This window comes from Pseudomonas sp. LAMO17WK12:I5, from assembly GCF_900215165.1.
GTDB lineage: Bacteria > Pseudomonadota > Gammaproteobacteria > Pseudomonadales > Pseudomonadaceae > Aquipseudomonas > Aquipseudomonas putida_A.
The window spans coordinates 215,373-235,568 of sequence record NZ_OBDS01000003.1 but is presented as its reverse complement, the minus strand read 5'-3'; the positions used below and the strand labels follow the sequence as shown (position 1 = coordinate 235,568).

Annotated in this window: 18 protein-coding genes; 17 read left to right on the top strand and 1 reads right to left on the bottom strand. The window is 62.1% G+C overall.

The genetic code is table 11. From position 1 onward, the window contains the following. Position 1: 1 nt before the first annotated feature. Positions 2-1,699, bottom strand: coding sequence for a sulfatase-like hydrolase/transferase (locus tag CRO59_RS06530; protein ID WP_097088763.1), 1,698 nt, complete (start codon positions 1,697-1,699; stop codon positions 2-4). A 389-nt stretch (positions 1,700-2,088) separates the two neighbouring features. On the opposite strand from CRO59_RS06530, the gene CRO59_RS06525 reads away from it, so the two are divergent. From CRO59_RS06525 to CRO59_RS06450, 17 genes are all read left to right on the top strand, one after another. Further along, the gene (locus CRO59_RS06525; RefSeq protein WP_096796216.1) at positions 2,089-3,441 is read left to right on the top strand and encodes a UDP-glucose/GDP-mannose dehydrogenase family protein; all 1,353 of its coding nucleotides are present in this window, start codon (positions 2,089-2,091) and stop codon (positions 3,439-3,441) included. Continuing rightward, positions 3,438-4,475 carry an NAD-dependent epimerase gene (locus tag CRO59_RS06520; protein ID WP_097088761.1) on the top strand — a complete coding sequence of 346 codons (1,038 nt, stop codon included), beginning with the start codon at positions 3,438-3,440 and terminating at the stop codon, positions 4,473-4,475. The genes CRO59_RS06525 and CRO59_RS06520 overlap by 4 nt, the downstream gene beginning before the upstream one ends. 28 nt (positions 4,476-4,503) lie before the next feature. Then, positions 4,504-4,611 carry an ESPR-type extended signal peptide-containing protein gene (locus CRO59_RS29205; protein WP_227698836.1) on the top strand — a complete coding sequence of 36 codons (108 nt, stop codon included), beginning with the start codon at positions 4,504-4,506 and terminating at the stop codon, positions 4,609-4,611. Further along, positions 4,566-5,240, top strand: a complete 675-nt coding sequence (locus CRO59_RS06515) for a sugar transferase (RefSeq protein ID WP_371917803.1) — start codon at positions 4,566-4,568, stop codon at positions 5,238-5,240. The genes CRO59_RS29205 and CRO59_RS06515 overlap by 46 nt, the downstream gene beginning before the upstream one ends. Further along, a complete protein-coding gene (locus CRO59_RS06510) occupies positions 5,240-5,887 on the top strand; it encodes a CpsD/CapB family tyrosine-protein kinase (protein ID WP_041066276.1) in 648 nt (215 codons plus the stop codon). Before CRO59_RS06515 ends, CRO59_RS06510 begins: the two co-directional genes overlap by 1 nt. A 21-nt stretch (positions 5,888-5,908) precedes the next feature. Further along, complete coding sequence (locus tag CRO59_RS06505; RefSeq protein ID WP_097088757.1) at positions 5,909-6,934, top strand: polysaccharide biosynthesis/export family protein; 1,026 nt, start codon at positions 5,909-5,911, stop codon at positions 6,932-6,934. 17 nt (positions 6,935-6,951) lie between these two features. Further along, positions 6,952-8,544 carry a Wzz/FepE/Etk N-terminal domain-containing protein gene (locus tag CRO59_RS06500; protein WP_097088755.1) on the top strand — a complete coding sequence of 531 codons (1,593 nt, stop codon included), beginning with the start codon at positions 6,952-6,954 and terminating at the stop codon, positions 8,542-8,544. After that, positions 8,541-9,632, top strand: coding sequence for a glycosyltransferase family 4 protein (locus CRO59_RS06495; RefSeq protein ID WP_097088753.1), 1,092 nt, complete (start codon positions 8,541-8,543; stop codon positions 9,630-9,632). The genes CRO59_RS06500 and CRO59_RS06495 overlap by 4 nt, the downstream gene beginning before the upstream one ends. Then, a complete protein-coding gene (locus CRO59_RS06490) occupies positions 9,629-10,999 on the top strand; it encodes an O-antigen ligase (RefSeq protein ID WP_097088751.1) in 1,371 nt (456 codons plus the stop codon). The genes CRO59_RS06495 and CRO59_RS06490 overlap by 4 nt, the downstream gene beginning before the upstream one ends. Continuing rightward, positions 10,996-11,964 (top strand): glycosyltransferase, encoded by a 969-nt coding sequence (locus CRO59_RS06485; protein WP_096796211.1) that lies wholly within the window; start codon positions 10,996-10,998, stop codon positions 11,962-11,964. The genes CRO59_RS06490 and CRO59_RS06485 overlap by 4 nt, the downstream gene beginning before the upstream one ends. Beyond that, positions 11,957-13,093, top strand: coding sequence for a glycosyltransferase family 2 protein (locus tag CRO59_RS06480; protein WP_097088749.1), 1,137 nt, complete (start codon positions 11,957-11,959; stop codon positions 13,091-13,093). Before CRO59_RS06485 ends, CRO59_RS06480 begins: the two co-directional genes overlap by 8 nt. 13 nt (positions 13,094-13,106) lie before the next feature. Further along, positions 13,107-14,108 (top strand): polysaccharide deacetylase family protein, encoded by a 1,002-nt coding sequence (locus CRO59_RS06475; RefSeq protein WP_097088747.1) that lies wholly within the window; start codon positions 13,107-13,109, stop codon positions 14,106-14,108. Beyond that, positions 14,105-15,409 carry a lipopolysaccharide biosynthesis protein gene (locus CRO59_RS06470; RefSeq protein ID WP_097088745.1) on the top strand — a complete coding sequence of 435 codons (1,305 nt, stop codon included), beginning with the start codon at positions 14,105-14,107 and terminating at the stop codon, positions 15,407-15,409. Before CRO59_RS06475 ends, CRO59_RS06470 begins: the two co-directional genes overlap by 4 nt. Further along, positions 15,406-17,325 (top strand): hypothetical protein, encoded by a 1,920-nt coding sequence (locus CRO59_RS06465; protein ID WP_097088743.1) that lies wholly within the window; start codon positions 15,406-15,408, stop codon positions 17,323-17,325. The genes CRO59_RS06470 and CRO59_RS06465 overlap by 4 nt, the downstream gene beginning before the upstream one ends. A 215-nt stretch (positions 17,326-17,540) precedes the next feature. Beyond that, entirely contained in the window at positions 17,541-18,230 is a 690-nt protein-coding gene (locus CRO59_RS06460) for an N-acetyltransferase (RefSeq protein ID WP_097088741.1), read from the top strand. A gap of 4 nt (positions 18,231-18,234) precedes the next feature. Next, a complete protein-coding gene (locus CRO59_RS06455) occupies positions 18,235-19,419 on the top strand; it encodes a GNAT family N-acetyltransferase (protein ID WP_097088739.1) in 1,185 nt (394 codons plus the stop codon). Next, the gene (locus tag CRO59_RS06450) at positions 19,391-20,182 is read left to right on the top strand and encodes a ChbG/HpnK family deacetylase (RefSeq protein WP_097088737.1); all 792 of its coding nucleotides are present in this window, start codon (positions 19,391-19,393) and stop codon (positions 20,180-20,182) included. The genes CRO59_RS06455 and CRO59_RS06450 overlap by 29 nt, the downstream gene beginning before the upstream one ends. Positions 20,183-20,196: the final 14 nt, after the last annotated feature.

Sequence of the window (20,196 nt, the reverse complement as noted above, 5' to 3'; positions counted from 1 at the left end):
CTCACTCCCCGGTCGCCACACTGGTCGCCGCCGCACCCGGTGTGACGATGGTCTTCAGATCAATGTGCTTCCACTCAGGCTTGGCCCCCAGCCGCGCATTGAAGCGGTAGTTGAAGGTGAAGTCGTCCGCCGTCGGCAGCGTCAACGGTTTGCCGTACAGCGCCTCGACTCCCGCTAGGTCATAACCCATCAACTGCAGCAGCGTCGGAAAAATGTTGTAGTGACTGGAGCGATCCTTGTTCGCCGGCAACGCTTGCGCCCAGTCCGGCCCGTGCAGCTGATCGCCCTGAATCACCACCAGTGGCACCAGCCCTTCTTCCTCCACCGGATCGCCGCCGCAGTGGGTATTGAGCCCGGGGTTGCCGCGTTCATGCAGGTCCTGGCCGTGATCGGAGGTGTAGATCAGCAGCGCATTGTGCAAATTGGCCTGGGCAAATACCCGGGCGAAGAACTCGCCGACATTCCACAGCACGGTGTTCTTGTAGGCGTTGCGGTACAGCACCCAGTCATCCGGCTGGCCGTTGAAACCGTCGCGTTTGCCGGTGTCGGCGACTTCGGTGAATTGCCCGCGCGGCAAGGTCGGACGGTAGGCCATGAAGGCGTCGGGGTATTTGTCGTGCACCGGGAAATGCGCGCCGACCTTGTTGATCACCACCAACTCCGGCTGATCATCGTTGAGCAATTCGATCAGCTTGGCGGCGGCAGCCATGTCGCGGTCACGCACGCTGGTCTGGTCAAACTGGACGAATTCGTCGATGTCTTTTTTCTCGGTGTCGGTCATCAGGTTCTGCAGATTGCCGGCAGTGCGCTGAGCGTCGATGTACACCGTGCGCAACCCGGCCTTTTTCGCGTACTGCCAGATCGACGGCAGCGTGCTGTTGATGCGCATGTAGTCGGCGCGGGTGCCGCCGTAGCGCAACGTGACGTTGGTGTCGGCGCTGCAATTGGCGATGGATGCGGCGTAGCCGTAGTTGAAAATGTCGACGCCCGGATGCGCCTGATTCAGGTTGCTGTGCACTCCGAACGGCGCGTTGATGTCCAGGTAATTGCCGGAAATGCTTTCGTCGATTATCAGCACGATGTCGTGATTGATCGCCACTGCGTTGCGCGCCAGCGTCACCGGCTCGCGCGGGCCGACCGTGTTGTGCAGCGCTTCATAAGCGAACAGGTTCAGATAGGCCAGCGGCGTATACATGATCGGCAAACCGCGCGCGCCCTCGCCCGCCCGCAGGAACAACACCGCGCTCAACAGCAGCACACCACACACCGGCGCCGCCACACGCAACGCGTTGGGCACCACCAGTGCATGGCGCGGTTTCAGACCGATGCCGAACAGCAACAGCAGACCACTGAGCGCGCCATGAATGATCGCGTCGCGATACTGGTAGGCGGCCTCCTGAATGAAGCCGCCGGAGTACACCAGCGAGACAAAACTGCTGTAGCTCAGGTAATCCGCGGTGACCCGGGTATAGACATCGAAAAACACCGCCGAGACAAACAGTGTTATTGCGAATAAGTGGCGAATGAGAGCCTGACGAATATAAGCCGTTAGATATAACGCTAAAGTAAGCGCCAAAAACATCGCGCCAAAAAGAAGTACAGCAAAACCGACGCCGATAGCATTTAACCGATCAATGTAATATCCGGAATAAAGCAGCAAATAAACAATTAAAAGTAATTCTTTGGCATATCTGAACATGGCGATACCGCTCGTGCAAAACGGCAGGGAGTCAAAGGTTTGTCGGTCAGAACCTGACACTAGCACCCAGCCATCAAAGCGCAAGAATTGACTGTTTTCTTTAGAAAGCGTCAAAAAACCGGTGACTCAAATCTGACACACACCAAACGCTACAAGCCTTTAAATTAAAGACTTACAACCGTTTATCGCTTATTTTGAATCTGAACAAATCTGCAAAAAAACAACAAATCCAATCGCAGCAATGACTTGATGGCCAATCGCCAAAAAGCGCTCAAGTGTTATACAGGTGCAACATGTCATTTTGCTGACACGCTTTCCAAACCCTGCGCTATACCCCTTTTACAGTCTTCTTCCGAACTTCTTCTTTTCGCTCTATCGAGGGTGCGCAGATGGACGTGAGCGTATTTGGCACCGGCTATGTCGGATTAATTCAAGCCGCCGCACTTGCAGATGTAGGGCATCGGGTTTTATGTGTCGATATTGACCCCAACAAGATCAAGCAACTGCAACAAGCTGTGCCACCTATTAGTGAGCCTGGTCTTTCCAGCACCCTCGAAGAAAACATCAAGGCCGGCCGCTTGCTCTTTAGCACTCAGGCCAGCGACGCGGTGGAGCATGCCGAGCTGATTTTCATCGCCGTGGGCACGCCGGCCGATGAAGACGGTTCCGCCGACCTGACCCATGTGCTGAACGTGGCTCGGGAGATCGCCTCGCACATGGAGGCCGATCGCACCCTGATCATCAAGTCCACGGTGCCGGTCGGCACGGCTGACCAGGTCGCCGCCAAAGCCAGCGAAGAGTTGCTCCGTCGCGGCAAAAGTGCCCTCAAGGTCCGCGTGGTGTCCAACCCCGAATTCCTCAAGGAAGGCAGCGCCCTCGCCGATTGCATGCGCCCGGACCGGATCATCGTCGGCACCCGCGATGACGAAGCCCGCGAGCAGATGAGCGAGCTGTACGCGCCGTTCTGCCGCAACCACGAAAAACTGATGTTCATGGACAACCGCAGCGCCGAGCTGACCAAGTACGCAGCCAACGCGATGCTCGCCACGCGCATCAGCTTCATGAACGAACTGGCCAACCTCACCGAACTGCTCGGCGCCGACATCGAAGCGGTGCGCAAAGGCATCGGCTCAGACCCGCGCATCGGCTACCACTTCATCTATCCCGGTTGCGGCTTCGGCGGTTCATGCTTTCCTAAGGATCTGCGCGCCCTGCTGCACACCGCCGAACACAACGGCATGCCGCTGAAATTGCTGCGCAGCGTCACCGACGTCAACGACAGCCAGCGGCACATCCTCTTCGGCAAACTCAAGGCGCAGTTTCCGCAGGGTCTGGCCGGCAAGTCGATTGCGATTTGGGGCCTGGCGTTCAAACCCAATACCGATGACATGCGCGAAGCCCCCAGCCGCTACCTGATGGACGCGCTGTGGGCCGAAGGCGCCAGCGTGCAGGCCTACGATCCGGAAGCCATGTCCGAATGCCGGCGCCTGTACGGCTATCGCAACGACCTGCACCTGTGCGCCACCCGCGACGACACCCTGGAAGATGCCGATGCGCTGGTGATCTGCACCGAGTGGAAGAATTTTCGCGTAGTGGATTTCGAGCTGCTGGCGAGCAAGCTGCGCTCGAAAGTGATTGTCGACGGTCGCAACCTCTACAACCCGGAACACGTGGCCGCCGCCGGTCTGCATTACAGCGGCATCGGCCTGCGCCACATCGCTCCGGAAGGACTGCGCCCATGAAAATCCTGGTCACCGGCGCAGCCGGCTTCATTGGCGCCCATTGCGTGTTGCGGCTGATGCGCGACGGGCATGCGGTGGTCGGCCTGGATAACTTCAACGGCTATTACGACCCGCAACTGAAACACGATCGGGTGCAATGGGTGCGCGATCAGGTCGGGCATTTCCCGCTGGCGCGGATCGATCTGGCCGATGCCGCCGCGATTGAAGCGCTGTTTGTCCGCGAGCAACCGCAAGTGGTGATCCACCTCGCGGCGCAGGCCGGGGTGCGCTACTCGCTGGAAAATCCGAAGGCCTACCTCGACAGTAACCTCTGCGGTTTCCTGAATATTCTCGAAGGCTGCCGGCATCATCCGGTCGAGCATCTGATCTACGCCTCGTCGAGCTCGGTGTATGGCGCCAACCAGCACACGCCGTATTCGGTGCATGACGGGGTGAATCATCCGCTGTCGCTGTACGCCGCGACCAAAAAAGCCAACGAGCTGATGGCCCACAGTTATAGCCACCTGTTCGGCATTCCCAGCACCGGCCTGCGCTTTTTCACCGTGTACGGGCCATGGGGTCGGCCGGACATGTCGCCCATTCAGTTTGCCCGGGCGATCACCGAAGGCACACCGCTGAAGCTGTTCAACTACGGCGAGCACCAGCGCGATTTCACTTATATAGACGACATCGTCGAAAGCATCGCGCGCCTCACCGACCATCCGCCGCACAGCCACCCGGAGTGGGATCGTGAACATCCCGACGCGGGCAGCAGCATGGCGCCGTGGTGCCTGTTCAACATCGGCGGCCACCACCCGGTGGAGCTGAAAACCTATCTGGCGCTGATGGAAAAACACCTCGGCCAGAAAGCCATTGTCGAGCTCTTGCCCCTGCAACCGGGCGATGTGCTCAACACCTGTGCCGAGACCGATGATCTGGCCCAGGCCACCGGGTTCCAGCCCCGGATCGAGCTGGATGAAGGACTGGGGCGTTTCATCGCCTGGTTTCGCGACTACTACCCCACTGCCTATCGCCCACGCGCCGCTCGCGGCTGAACATCAGCGGAGGACCCCATGACTGGACATGAACAAGGTGTACCGATCAATCAGATGCGCCGCGACAAGCGCATGGATCCCGAGCACCGAATGCGCCTCGATAGCGCCATCCACCGGCAGGGCCGTGGCTGGCTGACCGGCCGCGACGGCGGCCGGCCATGGACGCTGTCACGCACCAACCGGGTATTGGCCTGCTTCGGTGCGCTGCTGATTCTGGTGGTGTTTTTGCCGCTGCTGCTGGGCCTGGCGCTGGCCATCAAATTCACCAGCCCGGGACCGGTGATGTTCGTGCAGAAACGCACCGGTTATCGCGGCCGCACTTTCGGCATGTACAAGTTCCGCACCATGGTCTGCAACGCCGAAGAACTGAAGGAATCGCTGCGTCACCTCAACAAGCACGGGGTCGACGCCATCGATTTCAAGATCGACAAGGATCCACGCATCACCGGCATCGGCGGTTTCCTGCGGCGTACCAGCCTCGATGAACTGCCCAACCTGTTCAACGTGGTCAGCGGTGACATGCGCCTGGTCGGCCCACGGCCGACTTCGTTCAACGCCTACCGCTACAAGGACAACCACCTTGCACGCCTGAGCATCTACCCCGGCATGACCGGCCTGTGGCAGATCTCCGGGCGCAGCAACATCGACTTCGACCAGCGCGTTGAGTTGGACCTCAGCTATATCGCCGAGCAAAGCCTTTTGCTTGATCTGAAGATCTTGTTGAAAACCCCCTTCAAAGTATTCAGCGGCCACGGAGCAAGCTAATGGACGGTTCAACCAACAAAAGCCTGAGTATTGCCAACCCCAGCGAATCGAACCTGATTTCGACCGTGCTGGATCTGGATCTGCGGATCCTGTTCCTGACCGCCGCCAACCCCGGCGCGGGCACCACCACCAGTGCCCTGGCACTGGCCAGCCAACTGGCGCAGATGAGCAGCGGCCAGGTGTTGCTGGTCGATGCCAGCCAGTCGGCAGGCAGCCTCACGCAGCAATTGAACCTGGGCAAGGAGCGTGGCCTGCGCGACCTGCTGTTCAACCCGGACAACCCGCCGCTGTTGCAGGACTGCGTGGTGCAGGTCTCGAGCCTGCCGTTTCATGTGCTGCCCAATGGCCGGCCGATCCGCACCCTCGAACACCTGACCGCCGAGCGCCTGAGCCCGCTGCTCGACCGACTTGGCACCCAGTACCGCTTCGTGGTGATCGACGGTGACGCGGTGTATTCCGCCGCCGACACGCTGGTGCTCGCCACTCAGGTCGATGGCGTGGTGTTCGTGGTGCGCGCCGAGGACACCCGCTGGGAAGTCGCCCAGGCCGCCGTGCAACGCCTGACCCAGGCCGGCGCGAAAGTAGTCGGCAGCGTGTTCAACCGGCGCAAGTACTACATGCCCAAGTGGCTCTACAAAAACCTGTAAGCAAACGCGAAGGATGACGCCATGAACGCCAAGATACTTGTTCTGCTGATGCTGCCGCTTGCAGGCTGCTCCAGCACTTCCGAAACCCAGAACATGCCGGTGAACATTCTCACCGCCACCCCGGCCAACGCCCAGGCCACCGATATGCCGAAGGTCGAACAGACCCTTCGCCCGCAAGACGTGCTGGATGTGATCTTCCACATCAGCACCAGCGGTTCGGACGCCTACCGCGTGCAGTCGGGTGACCAGATCGGCCTGAACTTCACCGCTGCCAGCCAGCTCAACGGCAACCAGTTGGTGCTGCCCGACGGCACCATCAACCTGCCAGGCGCCAACACCTCGGTGAAAATCGCCGGTCTGACTGCCGACGAGGCGCGCGATGAAATCCAGCGTGCCTACCAGCGCAAACAACTGTTCCAGCCCAACCGCAATCAGCTGACGGTGCAAGTCATCAGCCCGCTGACCAATGAGCAGAACCTGAAAAGCGCACTGAATCACCCGGCCACCGGCATGAGCCGCGAGATCACCGTGGGCAATGACGGTTATGCAAGCTTTCCGGAAATCGGCGCGGTGCCGCTGCAAGGCATGACCATCAACCAACTGGAAACTTTCCTCAACCAGAAGTACGCGCAATTGCCGGGGCGGATGAGCGTCGATGTGATGCTCAAGTCCACCGCCGGCAACGAGATCTACGTGCTCGGCGAAGTCGGCCAACCGGGTTCCTACCCGATCCGCCGTCCAGTGTCGGTGCTTGAAGCGCTGACCCTGGCGCGCGGCACCAACGTCAAGGCGCGTCTGGACTCGGTGGTGATCATGCGCCGCAACGGCAACCAGGTGCAGGCCGTGCACTACGACGTGGAAAAAGCTCTCTCGGGCGACGCGTCGCAGATCGCCTACCTGCAACCGGACGACATGCTGTTTGTGCCGAAAACCAAACTGGCGAGTGCCGGTGAGCTGGCTCGGCAACTGGCGGACGTGGTGCTGTTCCAGGGCGTGGGCTTCAGCTTCGGCTACCGCGTCGACAACAAAGACAGTAACAACAACTGACTCTCAGGTGACCGATCATGAATCCAAAGGAAAACTACCTGCATGAGTTCTTCAGGATCTTCTTCGCCAACAAGCAATTGGTGAAACGGGTCTTCCTGATCTTTGCAGTCATCGCGTTGCTACTGCCGCTGGTGCTCAAGCAGAGCTTCGATATCACCGCCCAGGTGATCGTGCAGTCGAAAAAACTCTCCCAGGGTGACGCCACCACGTCACTGACGGTCGATAACGCCACCTTCATTCCGCCGTCGCTGGCGGACATGGAAACCGAAAGCAACATCCTGCGGTCCCCGGCGCTGATCCGCCAGACCATCAGCGAGCTGCGCGACAAGGGCGAGTACAACCCGCCGGTGGGCGTGTTCGCCAAACTGGTGAGCGAACCGTTCCGCCGCTATGTCACGTCGCCGCTGCGGCAGTACCTGATCAACCCGCTGCGCAACATGCTCGGGCTGCAAACCGATCCGGTACGTGACACCGTGCTCGACGGCCTGACGCAAGATGCGATCAACAGCCTGAAAATCGAGACCCTCCCAGGCTCCAACGTGATTTCGATCGTCTACAGCTTCCCCGATCCGCATCAGGGCACGACGTTCGTCGCCACCCTGCTGCAGAACTATCTGGGCAGCCGTCAGGCGCTGCAATCGATCGACCTGCCGCAATCCTTCTACGAAACCAAGAAGCACCTGTATCAGGTGCGTCTCGACGGGCTGGAAGGTAATCGGCAAGCGCTGCTGGAAAGTGTTGCATCGTCCGATCCGAAGGAAGAAATCACCTTCCGCCTGAACGCGATCAACACCGAAGAGCAAGCCCTGAACCTGTACCAGGATCGTCTGCTACAGAGCCAGCGCTGGCTCGAATACCTGAAAACCGCGCTGACGGCCGCCAGCAGCAACAAGCTCAACGACTACACCTTCCCCTTCACCTTCACCACCACCGTCGATAACGTGGCGTTCGAGGATCGGGAAATCAAACAGTTGGGCGAGCAACTGACCACTCAGGTCAGCCGCTACATGAATGACCTCGCGGTGTTCCAGCCCGGCAGCGAGCCGATGCTGCTGACCCGCGAGCAGATCGCCCGCACTCGCCAGCAGTTCCTCAAAGTGGTGAGCAACCGCATTCAGGAGCGCACCAACGATCTGGCCGTGGTGCAACAGGTGATCAATCAGAAAACCGCGCGCATCGCCGAGTTCAAGAACCGCATCCACACCTTGCAGCAGACCCAGAGCAAGCTGCGGCAGATGGACACGGAAATCGACGCGCTGCACACGGCGTTCTCGACCTACGCGCAACGCTTTGCCGAAAGCAGCACCGCCGGTTCGCTCAACGACGACCTGTCGAACGCCAAGGTGCTCAGCCCGCCGTTCGAGCCTACCGAGCCGGCGTTCCCCAAACCGCTGCTGATCATTCCGTTCGGGCTGTTCACCGGTCTGCTGCTGGCGATTGCCCTGGTCTATGTGCGTGAGTTCTTCGATCACCGTTTCAAACACCCGGCGCAAATCACCCACGAACTGGGCCTGCCGGTGTTGCTGGTGATCAACGACGAAAACGTGCTGCCGAGCAATCCGCACAAGAACTGGACCGTGCCAAGCTTCGTGCACTGGGTGCGCAATTGAACACGCTGTCCACCCCGAACGCCGCGCTGCCGATCATTCATTTGCTCAGCAGCGGCGGCTTCTATGGGGCCGAGCGCATGTTGCTCGATCACTGTCTGGCGACACCGGGGCAGCACCAGGTGCTGTTCCTCGATGCACCGCCGGCGTTGATCGCGCGCTTTCGCGAGGCCGGGGTGGATTGCCGTGGCTGCTCCGGGCTCGGCGAGTTGTTGCGCCACCTGCGGGCCCGGCGCAGCGAACGGCCGCTGATCAATACGCACAACTTCAAAGGGCTGTTGTTCGGCTGGGTCGGCGCGACGCTGTTGCGTTTGCCGCTGGTCATCACCCAACACGGCTTCACCCCGCGCAGCCGCAAGCAGAAGTTCTACACCTGGCTGAGTTTGCAGTTGTGCCGCACGGCGTCGGTGGATCGGGTGGTGTGTGTGGCCGAGAGCATCGCCGTGCTGCACCGTCAGGCCAGCGTGCAGGCGGACAAACTCCAGGTGATCCCCAATGGATTGCCCGCCGCCGCCGCGCTGGTCAGCACCGTTGACCGCCAGCGCTGGCTCGCCGGTTACGTCGGGCGCCTGAGCAGCGAGAAAGGCCCGGACCTGTTTCTCGATGCGCTGATTCCGCTGTGTCACCAGCATCCGCAACTGGACGCGGTGATGCTCGGCGACGGCCCGGAACGCGAGGCGCTGCAGGAGCGGATCGACGCCGCAGGTTTGCAGCAACGGATTCGTCTGCCCGGCTACCAGACCGCCATGCAACCGTGGTGGCAGCGCCTGGATGCGCTGGTGATCAGCTCGCGCACCGAAGGCACGCCGATGATTCTGCTCGAAGCGATGCAGAGCGGCGTGCCGGTGGTGGCGTTCGCCGTCGGCGGCATACCCGATGTGCTCGAGCACCGGCATAACGGTCTGCTGGCGACACCCGCCGACAGCGCCGACCTCGCCCGTCAGCTCGACAACCTGCTGAGCGAGCCGAAGCTGGCCCGGCATTTGTGCGACAACGCAAAGCGTACGCAACAGGATCGCTACGACCTCAAGGCCCTGGCCGAACGCTGGTCGCAGCTGTACATCCGCACGGCACGGGAGGCACGCGCATGATTTTCCCGCTCTCGATCGTCACCCTGCTCGGCATGGTGTGCATCGGTCTGCTCGCCAGCCCTTATCCGTTTCTCGCACCCGGCGCGGTCATTGGTCTTGTGGGGTTCACGGTGTTGTACCGCAAGCCAACCTGGGGCCTGCTGGGCATTGCCGCGCTGGTACCGTTTGAAGGTTTCTTCAAGGACAGTGCACTGTCCGGAAGCAAACTGATCGGCGCCTCGCTGGCGGTGATCGTGATGCTGCAACTGGCCCTGCACCAGATTCCCGGCGATCGCCTGCGCAGCAATATCTGGCGGTTTCTGCTGTGGTTTCTAGTCCTGTATTTCCTCAGCCTGCTCAACACCGATGACGTGGGCATGTCGCTGGGACACCTGCGCGAACTGAGCGTCGGGCTGATCCTGTTTGTCATTACCCTGTTGATTGGCCGTGAACTGAATCTCGACCTGTTCGCCCGACTGGTGACCCTGAGCGTCAGCACGACCTGCGCCATGGCGATGTTTTCGGTCAAATTCCAGGATCAGGGGCGCGCTGCCGGTCTTCTGGAAGACCCTAACGCGTTTGCCTTGCTGATCGCCTTCGCCATTCCGTTGGCGCTGCTGCTGGTGATTCGTGGGCCAAACCTGCTGCACCGGTTGTTCTGGGGCGCTTGCTGCCTGCTGCTGCTCGGTGGCATGACCAAGACCGAATCGCGCTCCGGGCTGGTGGTAGTGGCCTTGAGTCTGTTGATCGGCTGCTGGCACTACCGCGCGCAACTGACCCGCATTCGCCCTCGGCACCTGGGCTTCGCTATGCTCGGTGCAGCCATCGTGATTCCGCTGGCGATCTACGCAATGCCCGCCGGTTACCTCGCGCGCATCCAGTCCCTGAGCGTATTGAGCGCCGGGGCCAAGGGCCACGATGACGAATCCCTCGGCCGCCGCGCCTCGTACATCGTGGTCGGCGGGCAGATGATCCGCGAGAACCCGCTGCTCGGCTCCGGTCCCGGCACCTTCCCGCTGCACTACGCGACCACCGGCTACGCCAAAGCATTTTCCGCCAACCGCAAGATCGGCGATCTGTACCGCCGTGCCCACAACACCTACCTGGAAATCTTCAGTGAACTGGGGATTCCTGCCGGCCTGCTGTTCGTCGGCATGCTCGGCCTGGGCCTGTACAACCTGATTCGCGCCCGCGCCGCGTGGATGCTGCGGCGCGATTGGCAGCAGGCGGACCTGATGACTCACCTCGGGGTGAGCTTTCTGTCGCTGACCCTGTTCCTGATGTTCCTCAGCGCACCGAACCAGAAGTACGTGTGGATCATGCTCGCGCTGACCAGCGTCCTGCGCCTCAAGGCCGAACAGGCGCCACTGACCGAGGCCAGAACATGAGCCGGATCAGCATCATCATCCCGATGTACAACGAGGCCCGGCACATCGGCCGTACGCTGCTGGCGGCGCAAAAAGCCGCGCATGCGGCCGATGTCGACTGCGAGTTGATCGTGGTCGACAACGGTTCGAGCGACGACGGCCCGCACATCGCCCGCCGGTTCGGTGCACAGGTGCTGGTGCTGCCAGGCCTGCTGATCGGTGCACTGCGCAATCGCGGTGCCGTGCTGGCAAGCGGCGAGTGGATCGCGTTCATTGATGCCGACGTCGAAATGCCCGAAGACTGGCTCAAGCCCTTGTTCGAACTGCAAGCCGAGGGTCAAGCCGAAGTGTTCGGTCTCGACCTGCATACCCCCGCCACTGCGCCGTGGTACGCCGCCGCCTGGCAACGGCGCACGCTGCGCCCGTCCAGCCAGAGCTCGCACCCGGTGGACTGGCTGCCCAGTTCCAACCTGCTGATGCGCCGGTGCTGGTTCGACAAGGTTGGCGGCTTCAACGAACACCTGCGCACCGGCGAGGACAAGGAGTTCACCCTGCGCCTGCACGAACAAGGCGCGCGGCTGCTGTCGGTGAACAGCAGCGTGGCCCTGCATTGGGGCTATGAGATGAACTGGCGCGAGTGGATGGGCAAGGAAATGTGGCGTCAGGGCAGTCATCTGCAACTGCTGCGTACTCACGGTTTCAGCCTGCGTCTGTTGCGCTTTCCGCTGCTGTCGATTGCGGTGTGGATCCTCGACTTTCTGGCGATTTCAGCGTTGCTCGACGGCTTCCCGCATCACGCCGCGTTCATGGTCGCGTTGACCCTCCTGCCGGGGCTGGTGCTAAGCGTGCGGCAGAGTATCAAACACCACGACATCGGCCTGACCGTGCAACTGTGGGGCCTGCACTGGGTGCGTCTGCACCTGGCGGGCGCCGCGTTCATTCTCAGTCTGTGTCATTGGAACGCCAGGAGGCCTGCCCGTGGCTGAATTCATTTTCTGGATGTGCCTGTTGCTGCCGGTGTATGCCTACCTTGGCTACCCGCTTCTGCTGACTGTGCTGGCGCCGCTGTTCCCGGCCTGGCGCCACAGCCCGGCGCCGCCGCTGAACATCAGCATCGTGATTGCCGCGCACAATGAGGCGCGGCACATCGAGCACAAGTTGCGCACGCTGCTGGCGCAGGACTATCAGCCGGCCACGCTGCAGATCATTCTCGCCAGCGATGGCTCGACCGACGACACCGTGGCCCGCGCGCACAAAGTGGTTGATTCGCGCATCACTGTCCTCGACCTGCCGCGCCAAGGCAAAGCCGCGACGCTGAATGCCGGCGTAGCCCTGGCGACTGGCGATATTCTGGTGTTCACCGACGCCGACAACCAATGGTCGCGGGAAACCCTCGGCTACCTGCTCGCGCCACTCAGCGACCCCAACGTCGGGGCCTGCGCCGGGCACATGGTGATTCCAGTGACCGGCGGCGGCCTCAGCGTCGGCGACAGTCTGTACCGGCATTACGAAGGCTGGCTGCGTCGGGTGGAGAATCGCACCGGCTGCATGGTCTCGGCCGACGGCGCCCTGCTCGCCCTGCGCCGCGAGCTGTTCCAGAGCGTGCCGGCGGAGGTCAACGACGACTTCTTTCTCAGCACCTGTGCACCGGTGGCCTTCAAGCGCATTGTGTACGTGCCCGAGGCGCAAGTGATCGACCACGGTGTCGACGAAGCGGACAAACAGTTCCGCCGCCGTCAACGCGTCACCGTCGGTGGCCTGCAAAGCCTCGCCCAGCGCCGTGAGCTGCTCAACCCGCTCAAACATGGCCTGTATTCGCTGGCGCTGATCAGCCACAAACTGATTCGGCGCCTGGCACCGATCCTCCTGCTGCCGCTGCTGCTGAGCAACTTCTGGCTGTGGGATGACCACGGTTTCTATCGACTGGCCCTGATCGCCCAACTGTTCGGCTACGCCATTGCGCTGGCCGGACTGCTGGACTCGCAACATCGCTTGCCCAAACCGTTTCGTCTGGCCGCGTTCCTGCTGGTCACCCTCGCCGGGATGAGTCTCGGCCTGTGGCAGTTCCTGCGCGGCCACCGATATGCCCAGTGGAACCCTGAACAAAACCGTTGAGAGGACCGAAGCCATGGCGATCAAACAACTGATAAAACGCACCAGTGGCTGGCTTTACCTCAACTCGCCCGTGGGACGAAACCAGTTGCACGGCGCCGGGGTGATTCTGATGCTGCATCGGGTGCTGGCCAACGACCGCGCCGCCGACTTGCCGCACCGCAATGAGCTGTGTGTCGGGCCCAAGGCGTTCGAGCACCTGCTGGTGTGGCTGCGCCGGCACTTCGATTGCGTGCCGCTGATGGACATCCTCACGCCCACCGCACTGCGCAGCGAACGCCCAAGGGTGGCGCTGACCTTCGACGATGGCTGGCGCGACAACGCGGTCAATGCGTTCCCATTGCTGCAAAAACATCAGGTGCCAGCGAGCATTTTTCTCTCCACCGATTTCATCGGCAGCCGTCAGCGCTTCTGGTGGGAAAGCCTCGGCGAAACCCTGTGGGGCAGCCACGGCGAAAAGGCCCGCATGCACTTGATCGAATGCCTGCACGTAATCCACCACCCGGTGCCGGTGCTGGTGGATGACATCGACGTTGATCGCCGCAGCCTGTCGCTGCTGCATTACCTGCAAAGCCTGAAAAACCTTGAACCGGCGATGCTCGAACGCCTGACCGACGAATGCCCGCCCGAAGCGCAGCCGCAAGCGCTGGACTGGCATCAGGTACGGGCGCTGGAAGCCTCGGGGCTGGTGCGCTTCGGCCCGCACGGCGCCAGCCACGCGATCCTCACTGAACTGGACGATGTGCGCCTGAGCGAAGAAATCAGCCGCAGCCGCGACGCCTTGAGCAACGGCTGTAACCGGCCGTTACCGGTGTATTGCTACCCCAACGGCAACAACGACGAGCGAGTAAGAAAACAGATTGCCGCGCACGATTATCCGTTCGCGCTGGGCACCGGCACCGGCATCTATCGCGGTGAAGGCGATCCGCTGAACCTGCCGCGTTTCGGTGTCAGCCAGCGTACTGCGCGCAATCCTGAGCTGCTTTCGTGGCGCATCTTTCGTGGAAACCGGCCATGAGCCGCAGCCATTACCTCAAGCATCTGGCGCTGAGCATGGGCACCAAACTGGCGATGATCGCCTTGCGCCTGCTGCGTAACGTGTTGCTGGCGCGGATCCTAGGGCCGAGTGAGCGCGGGTTGTTCGCGCTGCTTAGCACCCTGCCCGATCTGATCAGCGCTGCCACCAGTGGCGGGTTGAATTCAGCCGTCGGTTATCAGGCCGCCAAACAACGGCCGATGGGCCTGCTGCTGAGTCAGGTGCTGGTGTTCGGTTGCTTGCTCGCGGGTCTGCTTACCCTGCTGGTGGTGGCGCTGGTCCGTGAGTTCGGCAGTGAACTGGATGTCACCGTGCAGCTTGGTCTGCTGGCGTGGCTGTTGCTGCTGGCGGTGCCGCTGACCGTGCTGAAAAGCGGCCTGCTGACCCTGCACAACGCCTCCGGTGGCGTGGTTGCGTTCAACGCCTTGCGCCTGACCGAATCACTGGCGCCGTTGCTGCTGTTTCTCGCGCTGTTCTGGATGTGGAAAAGCGCGGCGCTGGAAGCCGCGTTGATCAGTTGGCTGGCCGGGATCAGCCTGGTAGTGCTGGCCGGTTGGGTCTGGCTGAAACGGGCGCAACCGCTGCAGTTGCAGTGGGATCGCGCCAGCCAGAACGAACTGCTGCGCTACAGCGCCCGCAGCCATCCGGACCTGCTGTTCCAGCAAGTGATTCTGCGCTCGGATTACCTGTTCATCGGCGCCCTGCTCGGCAGCACCGCGCTGGGTCATTACGCGATGGCCAGCGCCGCCGCCGAACTGCTGCTGATCGTGCCGGAAGCGGTGACCACGCCGCTGATGAAACGCCTGTTGCAACAGGACGAAGGCATGGACAAGGTCACTCCGCTGGCCCTGCGCCTGACCGCCACGGTGATGCTCGGCGCGTGCCTGAGCATGGCCGTGATCGGCAACTGGCTGATCGTCACCCTGTTCGGCATCGCCTACCAACCGGCGTATCCAGCGCTGCTCGCCTTGCTGCCGGGGCTGCTCGGCCTGTGCTACGCGAGCATCCTGCGTCTGGACCTGCTGGGGAAAAACCGCCCCGGCACGGTGTCGCTGCTGATGGGCCTCGGCGCCCTGCTCAATCTGGCGCTGAACCTGGTGTTGATTCCGGCCTACGGCATCATTGGCGCAGCGGCGGCTTCATCGATTGCCTATCTGGCGGTGACGGTGGCGATGCTGGTGTTGTACTGCCGTTTGAGCGGCGTGGCGTTCTGGCAAACTTTGATCATCCTGCCCAGTGACATCGCGCCGATGTGGCAGATGTTGCAACGGAAGGCCGCATGAAAGGCCTGGTCCTGCTGCTCGGTCTCGGCCTGTCGCTGGACGCCTTTGCCGCGTCGATGCGCTGGGGCGAGATCCGCGACGGCAGCCTGTATCTGCAAACCGACCGCCCGGACAGCGTGACCGTGCGCTGGACCCCGGCGTGGCAGGCCGATGCCAACGAAGAGCATCTGTACCTGCTCGACGGTCAGGGCAAATTGCAGGGCGAGCGCTTGATCAAAGCCAGCGAAACCCGTGGCACCCAGAGCTGGGCGTTGCTGCCGGGTGCCGCCAGTTATCGCCTGGAAATTCCCGGCTACAGCTTCCGCAATTACCGGGTCGAACACGACGACCGCACCGTGGCGCTGTTCGAACCGGCCAAGGTGCATTTCAGCGCGCAGACGCAGAACGGCGACGAGTTGTATTTCAAGGTGGCGCCGGGGGAACACGCGGTGCTGGCCGGCAAGTTTCATGGCGGGGTCAACGCGCTGCAGGCGCAACGGGTGGGCGATGATCAGTCACTGACGCTGGCGCTCAAACCCTATCGCGCCTACTGGCAGTTCGATCAACTGGCGTTGCCGGTCAGCGAACGCGAACAGGTCTGGCGCCTGCGTCTGCAAGGCAGCGGCAAAGCGGCGTTCTGGCTCGACGGCACGGCCAATCGGTTTGCGCAAACTCCGCAGCAACTCAAACCTGTGCGCGAAGAGTCCGGCCAGATCCACCTGACCCTGCATGACAAAATCCTCGGCCGCACCCCGGATCTGGGCATCGCCCTGCCCTACGTGATGCCACCCGCCAGTAGTCACGCGGTGCTGGATGCGCTGAAAGCGACCGCCGCCAGCTACTACAGCTTTGTCGATGTCACGGCGAAAAATCCGCACTTCGAAGACGCGTTCCGCCAGGCTTATCAGGAGCGCTTCGGCATCCGTCAGGACATCACCCTGCTCGCCGGCAGCCAGCGTCAGGCCGATCTGCGCGCCGACGTGCAAAGCAATGGCGGCCTCGATGCATGGCTGGCCGGCACCCGCGCCTTGGGCGGCAAAGGCACGCACTACATCGGTTTTGCTGATGAGCCGAACCTCAACTATTCGAGCTTCGAGCAATACCGGGCGATTTTCGCCAGCATGGCCAGGCAAGTGCGCAGCGATCCGGCGAATGCCAGGGCCGGCGTGCGCATCGCCATGCCGGCCAGTTCACGGCTGGTCAACGGGCCGTTTGCCGACAACGCGGCAGACAAGCGCGGCATCGACTGGGCGCGACGTTTGCTCGGTGAATCCGCCGAGCAGATCGACGCACTGGCGTGGCACGAATGGATGATCCGCGACCTGCTCGCCACCCGGGTTTACCGCGACAGCGTGCACCGCGCCGCCGAACTGGTCGGCCTCGACGCCCACGGCCAGCCGCGCAAAGCCTTGCTGCTGGATCAGACCAATCTGTCCAGCGGCTCCAGCCTCAGCCCCTACGATCAGGAAACCCACTACGCCTCGCTGTGGTGGGCCTCGGTGGTGATCAACGCTTCGCAGGACGGTTTGCTGACGATGCTCAACTGGTTTCAGGCCGCCGATGAACCGCAGTATCCCAAGGGCATGATCCGGGTTTTGGGCGCTGAGCGTTTCGAGTTGAAGCCGGTAGGTCTGGCCCAGCAGTTCATCGCGCAGCATTGGCTGCACCAAGTGCTGTGGCTAGAAAACGATGGCTTTGAAGTCGATGTGCTGGCGATGGCCGGCGACGAGCAGCGGGGTCTGCTCGGTGTGAACAAGGGCACGCGTTTGCAGCGTGTTGACCTGAGAGGCGCCAAGTGCCCGCTGAACAACGGTGCGCTGCGTTACTTCGGCGCGGACAACCGCAGCCGCGACGCGCCATTCGCCTGCCGCGACGGACGCGTCAGCTTCGACTTGCCAGGAGAAACCCTGTTCGCCCTGAGCTGGAGCGCGTCATGAACCCAATTCCGAATATCAGAAAAGGTAAAGCGAACAAAGATTTGTGGGTAGGGAGTTTTTGTGGCGAGGGGATTTATCCCCGATCGGCTGCGCAGCAGTCGTCGCTTTTAGCCTGTAAATGCGGGGCCGCTTCGCAGCCCATCGGGGATAAATCCCCTCGCCACAGAGCCCCTCGCCACAGTTGTTCGCCCTGCCGGAACGCCGGAGTACAGAACATGGGTACCGTCAGCAAACTCAGCCAGCACATCAAACAAAAAGGCCTGCGCGCCACCCTCGCCAAGGCGTGGAAGCACTACGTGTTTTTCCATCAGGAATTGCTGTGGATGGAACGCGATCTGGTCAGTCCGGTGCCACCGCACAGCCTCAAACCGTATCCGCCGCTGCGGGTGGTGAAGATCACCGCCAACAACGCCAGCGCCTTCGCCCGCTACTTCGGCGACCGCGTCGGGACCATGGCCGAGCTGGCCAACGAAGGCCACACCGGGCACATGCACCTGGACGATCACGGCGATGCCGTGGCGTTCATCTGGGGCAGCGCACGGGACTACTTCGACCGGCATTACTACGGCTGCCTGTTCCCGGTGAAACCCGGCGAGTTCTTCGAATTCGGTGGCGAGCTGACCCGTGCCTACTGGGGCAGCGAACTCTCGGTGGACCTGCAACTGGAACTGTGGAAAGCCATGGCGGCCCAGGGCTGCAACAAGGTGGTGGACGTCTGCGAGTTCCACAACGTCCCGGCGCTGAAACTGCACCTGCGCATGGGTTACACCGAGCAAGGCCGGATCATGAATGTCTACACCCTGTTCGGTCGCTGGCGTTTCTACCGCGAAACCCGCTACAGCGGTTCGCGACTGGATGCGCTGCGCAAACCGTCCCGTCCACCTGTCACAGCCACGGCGGTCTGAGCCTATGACGGCGCGATTCGAATGGCGCACTTCACTGTGCGCCGCCGACTTCCCGGCAGCCGCCTATGAAGCGCTGCGCCTGCAGGTGACGGATCACACGCCGTTCAACCACCTGGGCTGGTTGTGCGCGGCGGAGCAGGCACTGGGCGCGGGTGAGCGCCTGCACATCCTGCTCGGTTGGGAAGCGGACGAATTGCGCCTGTGCCTGCCGCTGGTAGCGGGCCGTGAGCGCTTTGCCGGCGTGCCGTTTCGTGTACTGCACCACTTGGGATATCCGCTGGCGGACCGGCTGGCGCTGCTGTCATTGCTCAAGGGCGAAGACATGCGCGAAGCCTTGCACCTGATCCGCCGACAGCTGCCGCACGCCCTGCTGCAACTCAACGAATTGTCCGAGCCGGCGGGTGAGGAAAGCGCCCTGACCGAATGGATGGCCCACAGTTCTGCGGGCGAACGCCGTCTCAGTTGTCGGGTGCCGGTGCATCTGATCAGCGACGCCGATCATCAGGAGGTCTCCGGCGACCCGCGCTACAAGCTGCGGCGGGCGCGCAAACGGATTGCCGCGTGTGGCGCCCAGGTGCGGCGCATCAGTCCCGACGCGCTGAGCATGGGTCCGCTGTTGCGGGCGATCAGCGAAGTCGAAGCGGTGAGCTGGAAAGGTGACGAAGGCGTGGGGATCTTCGCCAGCGAGCGCAGTCGGCAATGGATCGAACGCGCCTTCACCGCCCTCGCCGGCCAGGGCCTGGTGCGGGTGGTGACGCTGGAACTCAACGGGCGTTGCATCAGCTATCGCCTCGGCTTGCTGGAACAGGGTCGACTCTACGATTACAACCTCGCGTTCCTGCCGCAATACGCCGATCTGGGCAGCGGCCGGGTGCTGCTGGAGGAATGGATTCGCTGGGGGCTGGACGAGCATTGGCGCTGGATCGATGCCTCGCGGGTCAGCCTGAAAAACTCCAGCCACCAACTGCACGAACGCATGACCGGACAACTGGAACACTGGCGCTGGAGTTTCTATTCCTGGCGCCCCAGCGGGATGTTGCTGGGGCTGGGGTTGCGGCTCTGGCAGCGCTTGAAACCGACGGTGCAGCAATGGCGCGCGCGACGTGCGGCCAGACCGGCATCGGCGCCCACACCTGTCGTCATCACCACGGAGGGCGATCATGCCTCGCCAAGTCATAGTCAACGCTGACGATTTCGGTTTGAGCCCGAACGAAAACGCGACGATCTTCGCCGCGTTTCAGGCCGGGGTCATCAGCTCGGCCACGGCCATGGCCAACATGCCGGCGTTCGAAGCAGCCTGCGCAATGGCCCGGCATCCGTCGCTGCAAGGTCGGGTCGGATTGCATTTCAACCTGACCTACGGGCGGCCGCTGAGTACCTCAATCCTGCGCAGTCGCACCTTCTGCGACGGCCACGGCGTGTTCGATCTGAGCCTGCCACGGCACAGCTTTTGGCTCAGTCGCGAAGATCGCGACGCGGTGCGGGAAGAGTTGCAGGCGCAGTGGCAGCGCTGCGTCGAACACGGCGTACGGCCGAGCCATATCGACTCGCATCAGCACGTGCACAACATCTGGCCGATCGGCGAAATCGTCGCGCGCTTTGCTGCCCATCAAGGCGTGCCGATTCGCCTGGCGCGCAACCTGGGGCAGAACCTCAGTCTGCCGAAACGCGTGTTCAAGGGTCTGCTCAACTGGCGCTTGCAGAGTCTGGTCGGAGCCACGGCGGACTATGTGTGCACGCCAGTGGATCTGCGTAACGACCCCGCGCCGAACGACGGCGTGCTGGAAATCGTTGCCCACCCGAATCAGCTAGGCAGCGATTTCGGTGATGCCTACCTCAACCCCGAAGAGTCCCTGAGCCACGTGCTGGAGCAGCGGCTGCCGGGTGTGCCACGGGTGTCCTATGCCGATCTGCACAAGGATTTTTTACGGGGTGCCACGGCACTCGATTGATTCATCCCCACAAC